Origin of the sequence: Paenibacillus zanthoxyli JH29 (assembly GCF_000520715.1) — a bacterium.
Taxonomy (GTDB): domain Bacteria; phylum Bacillota; class Bacilli; order Paenibacillales; family Paenibacillaceae; genus Paenibacillus_AQ; species Paenibacillus_AQ zanthoxyli.
Window position 1 is genome coordinate 22,918 of sequence record NZ_ASSD01000384.1, and the last position, 9,957, is coordinate 32,874.

Below are 9,957 nucleotides of genomic sequence, written 5' to 3' on the forward strand. Positions count from 1 at the left end.
AGGTGGCGCGATGACAATCCTGCATTCTATCAAATCAAAGCTGCTAGGCAGCTTTTCACTGATACTCATTTTTCTGGTGGTCGTAGGAACGATCAACTTTTTCCAGATGAACAGCATCGAGAGCACCTACAAGCAATTAATAGACGAGCGTTCCACTGCCGTCAGCCTGATTAAAGACCTCAGTATTGCAATCAATGATGAGAAAATAGCAACGAACTCCTATTTGTTATACGCGGACGAGGGATCTCTGGAACAATATACGGCCGCAATTGACCGATACAAGAAGCTTAGCCGGCAGCTTGAGGCCATTATTACTGATTCCGATGAGTGGCTGCTGCTGCAAGGTCTAAACCTGCTGCAGATTCAGTACACTAACTACGCCGAACAAATGCTTGATCTGAAAGCACAGAACAAGACAGCCGATTATATGGCAATCGGCTCAACAAATATTGAGCCCATCTCCAAGAAATTCTATGAAGCAGCCCAGAAATTGACGGATATTCAAGAGAGCCTGCTAAAGGAGGGAATTGCCAACGCAAAAACACAGACTGCGGCCACGCAAAAGCTTTCGCTGGCGATTTCCGTGCTGGCTATCATCATCGGGTTAACCGTAGCCCTCTGGATCAGCAGGTCGATTTCGAGACCGGTGCTATTGCTTTCCAACGCTGCGAAGGTTATCTCTGGCGGCGATCTCACGATGCAGCAGTTCGAGATTTCCAGAAAGGATGAAATCGGCACATTGGCGGCCTCCTTCAATATCATGGTCGACCATCTGCGCCGGCTCATTCAGGAGGTCGGCATTAATGCCGAGCAGGTAGCGGCAGCCTCCCAGCAGCTGACGGCCGGGGCAGAGCAGACCACCAAGGCGACAGAGCAAGTCGTGGAGATTACGGGAGAAGTTACGATCGGGGCTGAACGACAGCTTAGCACGGTCAAGGACGGACTCAAGGCCATTCATCATATGTTGGAAGAAGCCGAAATGCTGTTCACCGAAGCCCAAACGGTGTCTAAAGAGGCGGATAGCTCTTCGCAGCTTGCCCAGGAAGGAAGCCTGAACATCCGCACTGCCATTGAAACCATGCGCAACATCGAAGAAACGGTGAGCGACATCTCTCGTGAGGTCACGGTTCTGGGTGAGCGCTCTCAGAACATCAACCAGTTGGTTAACGTAATCTCTGAAATTGCGGGCAAAACAAATCTGCTTGCCCTGAATGCCGCGATTGAAGCGGCCCGGGCCGGGGATGCAGGCCGAGGCTTCGCTGTGGTCGCGGCGGAAGTCCGTAAGCTTGCGGAGCAATCCGCCGCTTCTGCACAGAATATTGCCGGTCTCGTTGAGAACATTCAAGAACACACTATGACCACCGTGCAAAAAGTGGCACTCGGCACCCAAGTTGTAAGTTCCGGCATGGATGCGGTGCTCGCGGCGGGCAATTCTTTTGACACGATCTATTCGTCTATCCAGGGTGTTGCAGTACAGATGGCTAAAGTAACAGACACCTCACAAGATATTTCGAAGAGCACGCAGCAGTTGGTCTCCACCTTCGACCATATCTCCGCTGTGGCCGACAACACTGCCGCAGGCACAGAAAGCGTCTCCGCCGCCAGTCAGGAGCAGCTCGCCACGATGGAGGAAATCTCCAGCTCCGCCTCGGCGCTCGCCAAGATGTCCGAAGAGCTCATTGGAATGGTCAACAAATTCAAAGTATAGGCCACCAAGCAAAAGGGTGCCTTAGCTGCCATTTCCATGGCTTCTAAGACACCCTCTTCTTCTTGGACAGCTTTCCTCGCGGACGCTTTACGCGCCCATAATTACTTCCCACACCGGCTTCGTATGCCCGCCCGGATACATCAAATATAGCAGCACATACACCGCCACGCCCGTTATGGCCGTGATAAACCAGATCACAGAGGTGACTCTTCCCCACCTGCGGTGCTTGGCGTATTTCTCCTTGAAGCCGAGCGTCAGCGTCGTAATGCCGAATACGGCGGCTACGGATGCAAGCACGATATGAAAAATGAGAAACACATGATACAGCCCCGACAGGCTCTCCGGCCCGCCCCATGACGTATTGCCGACAAATACCGTTCTCGACGCATACACAAGAAAGAACAGCACCGCAAAAATCGCGGCGGCAATCATCGTCTTCTTATGCGCCTCACGTTTGCCTTTAATGATGAGTCCCCAACCGATAGCCACAAGCACCGCGCTGATGACGATGAACGATGTGCTGATCGTTGGAAACACTGTGAATATATCCATATTCGTCCTCCTAGACCTCACCGGCAGATGCACAGGTCAGTTCGCCGCTTTTGCCCCCGAAGACTCCGGAAGCTCCTCGTCGTCCTGCCCGTTCTCTTTTTTATACCAGTGATAGAACACAGAAGCAAGCATGGAGGCAAAAATAACTTCCTGAATGAATTTCATCCCGATGCCGCCAACCTGCTGGTCCACTCTCGGAGACATCACTTCAAAGAAAGCCGGTCCGCCAAAAGACCGCAGCAGCGCCGCACTGCCGCCCGAAACGCAATAGCCCATCGCTCTGGCCCAGGCATCCGGATCGCTGTACGTCGCATAAAGCGGCTTATCGGCAAAAATAATCAGCCCGCAGGCGGGGGTCAGCAGCACCATATTAAGGAAGATAAATCCCACCTTGGTCAGACCGCCCCAGCGGTCCCTCTCCGGTAGCGGATTAATCAGCGTCCACCACATCAGCACCGAGGCGATGAACAACACAAAATAATACAGCCGGTGAACGGCAAAATGCAGCATCACATAATCATGGACCGCAGGGATATGGTACAGGGAGAACAAGCCGTTGAACAACAGCGCCGCTGTGACCGGATGGGCCAGAAAAGACAGGCGGCGGAAGGGATTGACTCGCAGCGCTGCGCGCCACAGCTCCGCCGGAATGCCTAACATGATGAGCGGGACGGCAACGTAATTGGACAGGGCCATGCTGAGCATATGAAAAGAAAACATCAGATGCCCCAGCAGACTAACCGGCCCGCCCTGGGCCAGATAGAGCATCGCCATTCCGGTGACGAAGAAGACCCTCCGCCTTAGGGGCGCGGGTGATGCCATCCCGAACAGTCCAGCCATTGGGCCGATCAGCACAAAATAACCGGAGACCGCTACCAGTATCCCCGCCAAAAACAGCGGGCTCCATACATCGGCAAAGCTGAATGCATTCAGTCCGAGCATCGTTCAAGCCTCCCCGCGTTTGGAAGTACGTCAATGAGTCGCCTGTTCGGCGCTGGCGGATACCCGAAGCCATTGCATGGCTTAGCGGGCGCTCGCCGAATACGGAGCATGCCCGCTCCACCCGTAACTGCATACCACCCTACCTGACCGCCGCTCGCCAAATACGGAGTATACTCGCTCCATCCGTAACTGCAAACACGCTACCTCTGCCGCGACTCTCCCATATGCACAGCATACCAGCCTACCTGACCGCCGCTCGCCGAATACGCAGTATACTCGCTCCACCCGTAACTGCAAACCCGCTACCTCTGCCACGACTCTCCTGTATGCACAGCATACCACCCTACCTGACCGCCGCTCGCCAAATACGGAGTATACTCGCTCCATCCGTAACTGCAAACACGCTACCTCTGCCGCGACTCTCCCATATGCACAGCATACCAGCCTACCTCTGCCGCCACTGCGGACCTCATTCCTGAAGCTGCTTTCAAATATCAGGGAAAACCTCCTGCTTATTTCGCCTTTTCGAACAATTTCTGCTATTAAACTGGAATTCCTCCCTCTCATTCAAGCGAAAACAGCCAAAACTTCGATTCCGGTGAATTAAACCGGAGGTTTTCCGCTATAATCCACCATTCCGGCCCATCCCCCTCAATTAAGACGGAGAACTTCCCGTTCAGCCGAACCGGGCAACCGTTATCGCGCATCGCGTCATCGTGTCATCGCTCAGGCTTCGCGAACAATGGCCCCTGCCGGCTCCTGCGGATTCAGCAAAGCCTCTAAGCTCTGGTTACGAAATGGCTTTTCCCTAAGAACAATTTCAAGAGTCCCCCGAACAAAGGTGCCCTGCTTCGCAAGCTTGTTTAACCCCCTTGACGGCAGAACCCGGGCAGAGCTGCATTCCGAAAAAAGGCAGGCCCCCGGCCCGCCCCTTTTCCCCGCTAATCCCACCAGACCCAGTACAGAGCCATGATGATACAGGTTCCGGCAATCAGGAAACCGCCCAGAATGAAAATGATCGGCATCATGTGCCCCTTATCCTTCAAATGCATCCAGTAGCCCATTTGCACAAAGACCTGTATCACGGCCATGACCAGCAGCAAAATGACCGCAAAGACTGCATTGACCTCTCCGGCCGCCACTGCCGCAAAAGCAATAAGCGTCAACACAGCCGAAAGGACGAATATCAAAATATGCTTCTGCGGGCCCTCCTGACGGTGGCGGCGCTTCACGCCATGATCCCGGGTATGCTGTTCAGCAGCCATAGCCTAGCCCACCTTTCCGAGCAGATAGACAACCGTGAAGATGAAGACCCACACCACGTCGATAAAATGCCAGTACATGGCGGAGACATAAATCTTCGGCGCGGTTACTGCGGTCAGCCCTTTATAGGCCAACTGTCCGATCAGCAATGAGATCCACAAAATGCCGAAGGCGACGTGCGCGCCGTGGAAGCCGACCAGCGTATAGAACGCCGAACTGAACGCGCTTGTGGTCATGCCGAACTTTTCATCCCTTACATACTGGCTGAATTCATAAATTTCCAGTCCGAGAAAGCCAAGTCCCAGCACGACGGTAACAAGCAGCCAATTCCGAAGCAGCGCCGGACGGTTCCGGTGCATCGCCTGAATGGCGAAGACGCTGGTCAGACTGCTGACGAGCAGAAGGAAGGTCGCCTCCGCAACAAGCGGCAGGTGAAACAGATCATTAGCTGCCGGACCTTCATTCGTCTGATTCCGCAGCGCCAGGAAGGTGGCGAACAAGGTGCCGAACAGCACGGCCTCGCCGCCGAGAAACAGCCAAAAAGCCAGCACTTTGTTTCGGCCTTCGGCGGTCGCTTTTTCCGGTTCATAGGGCAGTCCGCCTTCTATGGGTTCCGCATGCGTTGTTGTCATTTCCGGTTCACCTTCCTTCCAGCTCTTCCGGCTCGATGTGCCAGCCGTGATCGTCATAGAGCGAACGCATCAGCATGGCTCCGAAAGTAATGAGCAGGCCGAGTCCGGTCACAATGTAGTTGTTGAACAAAAAGCTCACCAGAGCGCTGCCGAAATGATCCCGGCTGAACATGAACCCAAGACCGGCGATAAAGATGCCTACCGACATGATGAACGGCAGCGGCGTAGCCGAAGGCATATGAATCGATCCAATGGGCTCGGCCGGGGCCATCCCCTTGTTCCCCGCCGTCTTTTCCTTCCAGAAAGCGTCGAGCCCGCGCACATGCGGCGTATGCTTGAAATTGTATTCCGGCGGCGGCGACGGGATGCTCCATTCCAGCGTCCGGCCATCCTCCCAGGGATCGTCTCCAGCGTCCGGCGGCTTTTTTGAAGTGACTATAATATTGGTTAAAAAAATCAGCGTGCCGATCCCCATCAGCCCGGCCCCGATCGTACTGACCAGGTTCAGCGTATCGAAATGCTGGTTCGGCAGATAGGTGAACACCCGGCGCTGCATCCCCATCAGCCCCAGGAAATGCTGGACGAAGAAGGTCAGGTGAAATCCGGTGATGAACGTCCAGAAGGTCCATTTTCCCAAAGTCTCGCTTAACATGCGCCCGAACATCTTGGGCCACCAGTAGTGCAGCCCCGCGATCAGGCCCATCACCAGGCCGCCGACAATAACGTAATGAAAATGCGCCACGACGAAGTACGTATCATGGAACTGGAAATCGGCGGGCGCGGACGCCAGCATTACGCCGGTTACGCCGCCCATGGTGAAGGTCGGAATGAAGCCGGAGGCGAACAGGTTGGGTGTGGCAAAGCGTACCGAACCGCCCCATAGCGTAAACAGCCAGTTGAAGATTTTAATTCCTGTCGGAACCGCGATCAGCATCGTCGATACGGCGAAGAGAGCGTTCGCAACAGGGCCGAGACCGGTCGTGAACATATGATGCGCCCAGACCATGAAGCCGAGGAAGGCGATCAGGATGGTCGCGAACACCATAGAGCTGTAGCCGAACAGCCGCTTGCGCGCAAAGGTTGGAATAACCTCGGAGATAATACCGAAGGCTGGGAGAATAAGAATGTAAACTTCGGGATGGCCGAAGATCCAGAAGATATGCTGCCAGAGCACAGGGCTTCCGCCCCCGCCAGGCACAAAGAAATTCGCGCCGAGAATCCGGTCGAAGGTCAGCAGCACAAGGCCGACGGTAATTGCAGGAAAAGCGAAAAGAATAATGGCGGACGTAATAAACGTCGTCCAGGCGAACATCGGCATCCGCATAAATGACATGCCCGGCGCGCGCATCGTGATGATGGTCGCCAAGAAGTTAATGCCGCCAATCAGGGTGCCGAGGCCGGCGATCTGCAAGCCGATTGTGTAAAAATCGACGCCGTGCGTTCCGCTGTAAGCGGTACCGGATAGAGGCGTGTATGACGTCCAGCCCGCGTCGGGCGCGCCGCCCATAATCCAGCTGAGGTTAAGCAGCAGGCCGCCGAACAGGAACGTCCAGAAGCCGAGCGCATTCAGAAAAGGGAACGCAACGTCGCGCGCGCCGATCTGCAGCGGAATGACCGCGTTCATCAGGGCGAAGATAATCGGCATGACACCGAGAAAGATCATCGTGGTGCCGTGCATTGTAATCAGTTCGTTGAAGGTCTGGGCGTCGACAAAATCATTCATGGGCTTAATGAGCTGCCACCGGATCAGGAGCGCTTCAATCCCGCCGATGCCAAAAAACAATCCTCCCGCCCACAGGTACAGAATGGCGATTTTTTTATGATCGACGGTCGTAATCCAGTCCATCAGCCCGGTATGCCGTTTGACGCCGTGCGCGGCAGGCTTCGGAGACTTCAAGGTATGCGCTGCTTGAGCCAAGGTTCGTACCCCCTTTTCAATGATCAGCTTGGTATGGGCTGCCGCGGGCTAGTTCAATTTATAGCCGGCCAGATATTCGGCGATTCGGTCGATTTCGTCGCCCGTCAGGCCCATATCTTTGCTGGGGTCGGGCATCCGGTTGCCCGGCTTTACGCCTTGCGTGTCATGCAGCCATGTCTTCAAATTCTCCTCCACGGGAGCGCCGTCCTGGCGGGTATCGTCATTGAGCAGAATACCGGCCACCGATTCGCGGGAGCCGATGCCGGTCAGGTTCGGTCCCACCGACAGTCCCTGATCACCGACTGCGTGGCATTTCAGGCACTGCTCTTTGAAGGTCTTAGCAAGCGCCGGATCTTCGGGAAGCACCGCAGGTGCTTTTTGCGCCTCAATCCACTGATTAAATTCATCATTGCTAACCGCTTTCACTTTAAATTCCATGAATCCGTGGGAAGGTCCGCACAGCTCGGCGCATTTGCCGCGGTACACGCCTTCTTTTGGCGCGCTAAAGCTGAATCGATTGGTCGCTCCGGTCGGGTTGGTATCTATTTTGCCGGAAAGTGAGGGGACCCAGAAGGAATGCAGCACATCGTTAGTCGTCAGTTCAAAAGCAATGTCCTTGCCGGCGGGAATAATCAGATCCTGCGCCGTCTTGATGCCGTAATCGGGGTATTCAAATTCCCACCAGTATTGGTGGCCGGTCACTTTGACTTTGATCGCGTTCTTGTCGCCCGAATGATTGTCGCCCAGGGCGAACACCGTCCTCACCGTCGGAATCGCCAGCACGATAACGAGAATGAGCGGAATCACCGTCCAGAGCACTTCCAGCTTGAAGCTGCCCTCGACCTGCTCCGGGGTTTCATTCTGTCCCGGCTTCCGGCGGAAGCGGATCATCACATAAACCGCAATTGAAAACACGATCAGCAGTACGACAATCATGATGGAAATCACCAGCTTCATCAGTCCCAGCGAGCTTTCCGCAGCCGGACCCTGCGGCCTAAGCACCGACAAGTCTTCTCGGCCGCAGCCGGCGAGAACCATTCCGAACACCGCGATCAGGGGAAGAAGCCGCCTTGCAGACTGCCACGTTCTCATCATCTATCAACCCCGCTTTTTCCGATTTCAATCAGAGTGCATACCCTGTGTTGTCAATTATAACAATCACTATTAATATAATTTTCAGGCCCTACTTTGTCAATGATTCACATTTATTTCACAAAGTTAAAAAAGCTTGTCAAATCAACGTTTGCAATCGTTTTCGGAAAGCGTTATTATTATAAATAAGCACATAAAACGCTTACAATTACCTTTCTCCTCTATTATTCATTTGACAAATTTTCGCCGTTTGAATCCATGTCATGCCAGAGTGCACAAAAAAACCGCTCTCTGCGGCTACCCGCAAATCACGGTTTATAAAATCCTAGCGGATGAGAAAACAGACAGTTAAGAGACTGACGAATTTAACTTTACCAGCTCATGCTCTACGACCATGGTGAGTTCTTCCTCATAGCCTCCTGTAATCCGGTATTTACGGACATAATCTTTGACGAATTTCTTCGGATCCTTGGGCCGGAAAATACGTGTCATTTCCCGCAGACTTTCCTTGACTTCGTTGTGACCTTTGCTTGCCATGATCAGTTCCCTCCCAAAACATTGGATTGAATGCTCCGTTGTAGAGAATGCATGATGAAAAGTCCGCCATTACTTCGAAATGCAAGGGCTAGTTCTAGATATTAAAGATCGGCAGTTCCTTGCATTTATCGATCCATTCGCTAATTCGCCGGGCAAAAGACCAAGCTTAGCGTATTTACAGACCGGTGAAGCAGGTTCGTCGCGATTTGGGCTGAGAGCTCAGGTGTGATTAACACCCTGACACTGTAATTACCCGAAAAGCCAAGTCTCTAATCACTCCTTTCGGGCTTTATCGTTTTATTGTATCATATTCCGGTCCAACTTCCACCTTTCCTGTGAAATGTCCACATGAAAACTTTATTGACAGAATGTCCTGGAACACACGTTCTATTATACCATAGTTTTTAGACCATTGGTCAAGCCATTCATGAAAATTTTCAGAAACATTGTTAATTAAGACTACATGGGCAGGGCTCATACTTTGTCCCGGCCGCTCATAATGTTGTATAGAGGAAGCACCTGGAAACGGCCAAAGCCTTAGGGTGCTTGGTTATATGACAGGAGAGTGAAGCCCTTGTCCCCTTTTCGTTCATCCGTCGGCTTGCCGGATTATATTGCGGCTGCGCTGTGCTATCTGTTCCCTTTTGCCGGAGGCATCGTCTTTCTCGCTCTGGAGAAGCGCAGCCGGTTCGTACTGTTCCATTCGCTTCAGTCTCTATTGGCCTACGGCGCGCTGATGGTCGGCCATGTTCTGGCTGGCCTGCTGCCATTCATCGGCCCGCTGCTGGCCGCGCTCATCTTCCTGATCAGCTTCGGCGTATGGCTGCTGATGACGTATCATGCGCTGAGAGGCAGCTGGTATAAACTGCCCTGGGCCGGCGATATCGCGGAGCGGCAGCTGCGGCGGCTGTGAGTCCCGCATGTTGTTGTGAGTCCCGCATGTTCATGAAAGGGATTCCCTTTTGCCTCTGGTCTTAGGGTACAATGTAGAAGAACAACAGCATGAATTTGGACCTGGGGGAAAATGAATGTACCTGTTTGTGATCAATCCGCGCTCCGGCGGCGGAGCCGGGCGGCGCGCCTGGCTGCGGGCCGAGAGGCTGCTGAAGGAGCGGGCGGTGGAGTACGAGACGCTGCACACAGAGAGCGCATCGGGCGCTGGGCGCGATGTGATGCAGGCGCTGGCGCGCCGGGAGAAATGGAGCGCCTGCGTCGTGGTCGGCGGCGACGGGACGATTCACAGCGTTCTATCGGCGCTGCTGGCGAGCGGCGTCCCGCTTGGCATCCTGCCCGCCGGCTCCGGCAATGACACC

10 protein-coding genes are annotated in these 9,957 nt (G+C 54.0%); 3 read left to right on the plus strand and 7 right to left on the minus strand.

From position 1 onward, the window contains the following. Positions 1 to 10 precede the first annotated feature (10 nt). Positions 11 to 1,708 (plus strand): methyl-accepting chemotaxis protein, encoded by a 1,698-nt coding sequence (locus L691_RS0114205; RefSeq protein WP_025691159.1) that lies wholly within the window; start codon positions 11 to 13, stop codon positions 1,706 to 1,708. Between the two features lie 87 nt (positions 1,709 to 1,795). Here the strand turns inward: L691_RS0114205 and L691_RS0114210 are convergent, their stop codons facing one another. From L691_RS0114210 to L691_RS0114240, 7 genes are all read right to left on the minus strand, one after another. After that, on the minus strand, positions 1,796 to 2,260 hold the full coding sequence (locus L691_RS0114210) for a DUF420 domain-containing protein (RefSeq protein WP_025691160.1): 465 nt from the start codon (positions 2,258 to 2,260) through the stop codon (positions 1,796 to 1,798). A gap of 36 nt (positions 2,261 to 2,296) precedes the next feature. Next, positions 2,297 to 3,202 carry a cytochrome c oxidase assembly factor CtaG gene (ctaG, locus tag L691_RS0114215; protein WP_025691161.1) on the minus strand — a complete coding sequence of 302 codons (906 nt, stop codon included), beginning with the start codon at positions 3,200 to 3,202 and terminating at the stop codon, positions 2,297 to 2,299. Between the two features lie 941 nt (positions 3,203 to 4,143). After that, positions 4,144 to 4,467, minus strand: a complete 324-nt coding sequence (locus tag L691_RS0114220) for a cytochrome C oxidase subunit IV family protein (RefSeq protein ID WP_025691162.1) — start codon at positions 4,465 to 4,467, stop codon at positions 4,144 to 4,146. Between the two features lie 3 nt (positions 4,468 to 4,470). Next, a complete protein-coding gene (locus L691_RS0114225) occupies positions 4,471 to 5,097 on the minus strand; it encodes a cytochrome (ubi)quinol oxidase subunit III (protein ID WP_025691163.1) in 627 nt (208 codons plus the stop codon). Between the two features lie 7 nt (positions 5,098 to 5,104). Beyond that, the gene (gene ctaD, locus L691_RS0114230) at positions 5,105 to 6,943 is read right to left on the minus strand and encodes a cytochrome c oxidase subunit I (RefSeq protein ID WP_025691164.1); all 1,839 of its coding nucleotides are present in this window, start codon (positions 6,941 to 6,943) and stop codon (positions 5,105 to 5,107) included. A 120-nt stretch (positions 6,944 to 7,063) separates the two neighbouring features. After that, complete coding sequence (gene coxB, locus L691_RS0114235) at positions 7,064 to 8,110, minus strand: cytochrome c oxidase subunit II (RefSeq protein WP_025691165.1); 1,047 nt, start codon at positions 8,108 to 8,110, stop codon at positions 7,064 to 7,066. 345 nt (positions 8,111 to 8,455) lie between these two features. Then, positions 8,456 to 8,644: a hypothetical protein gene (locus tag L691_RS0114240; RefSeq protein ID WP_025691166.1), complete on the minus strand. Its 189-nt coding sequence runs from the start codon at positions 8,642 to 8,644 to the stop codon at positions 8,456 to 8,458. Between the two features lie 574 nt (positions 8,645 to 9,218). Between L691_RS0114240 and L691_RS0114245 the strand changes: the two genes are divergently transcribed. Beyond that, positions 9,219 to 9,557 carry a DUF4870 domain-containing protein gene (locus L691_RS0114245; protein WP_025691167.1) on the plus strand — a complete coding sequence of 113 codons (339 nt, stop codon included), beginning with the start codon at positions 9,219 to 9,221 and terminating at the stop codon, positions 9,555 to 9,557. A 115-nt stretch (positions 9,558 to 9,672) separates the two neighbouring features. Next, a partial coding sequence (locus L691_RS28925) for an acylglycerol kinase family protein (RefSeq protein ID WP_036737070.1) occupies positions 9,673 to 9,957 on the plus strand: 285 nt, incomplete at its 3' end.

Bases quoted from the DNA above. Each gene is read 5' to 3' on its own strand.
- L691_RS0114205 (WP_025691159.1), top strand. From the start codon at position 11: ATGACAATCCTGCATTCTATCAAATCAAAGCTGCTAGGCAGCTTTTCA.
- L691_RS0114210 (WP_025691160.1), bottom strand. From the start codon at position 2,260: ATGGATATATTCACAGTGTTTCCAACGATCAGCACATCGTTCATCGTC.
- ctaG (WP_025691161.1), bottom strand. From the start codon at position 3,202: ATGCTCGGACTGAATGCATTCAGCTTTGCCGATGTATGGAGCCCGCTG.
- L691_RS0114220 (WP_025691162.1), bottom strand. From the start codon at position 4,467: ATGGCTGCTGAACAGCATACCCGGGATCATGGCGTGAAGCGCCGCCAC.
- L691_RS0114225 (WP_025691163.1), bottom strand. From the start codon at position 5,097: ATGACAACAACGCATGCGGAACCCATAGAAGGCGGACTGCCCTATGAA.
- ctaD (WP_025691164.1), bottom strand. From the start codon at position 6,943: ATGGACTGGATTACGACCGTCGATCATAAAAAAATCGCCATTCTGTAC.
- coxB (WP_025691165.1), bottom strand. From the start codon at position 8,110: ATGATGAGAACGTGGCAGTCTGCAAGGCGGCTTCTTCCCCTGATCGCG.
- L691_RS0114240 (WP_025691166.1), bottom strand. From the start codon at position 8,644: ATGGCAAGCAAAGGTCACAACGAAGTCAAGGAAAGTCTGCGGGAAATG.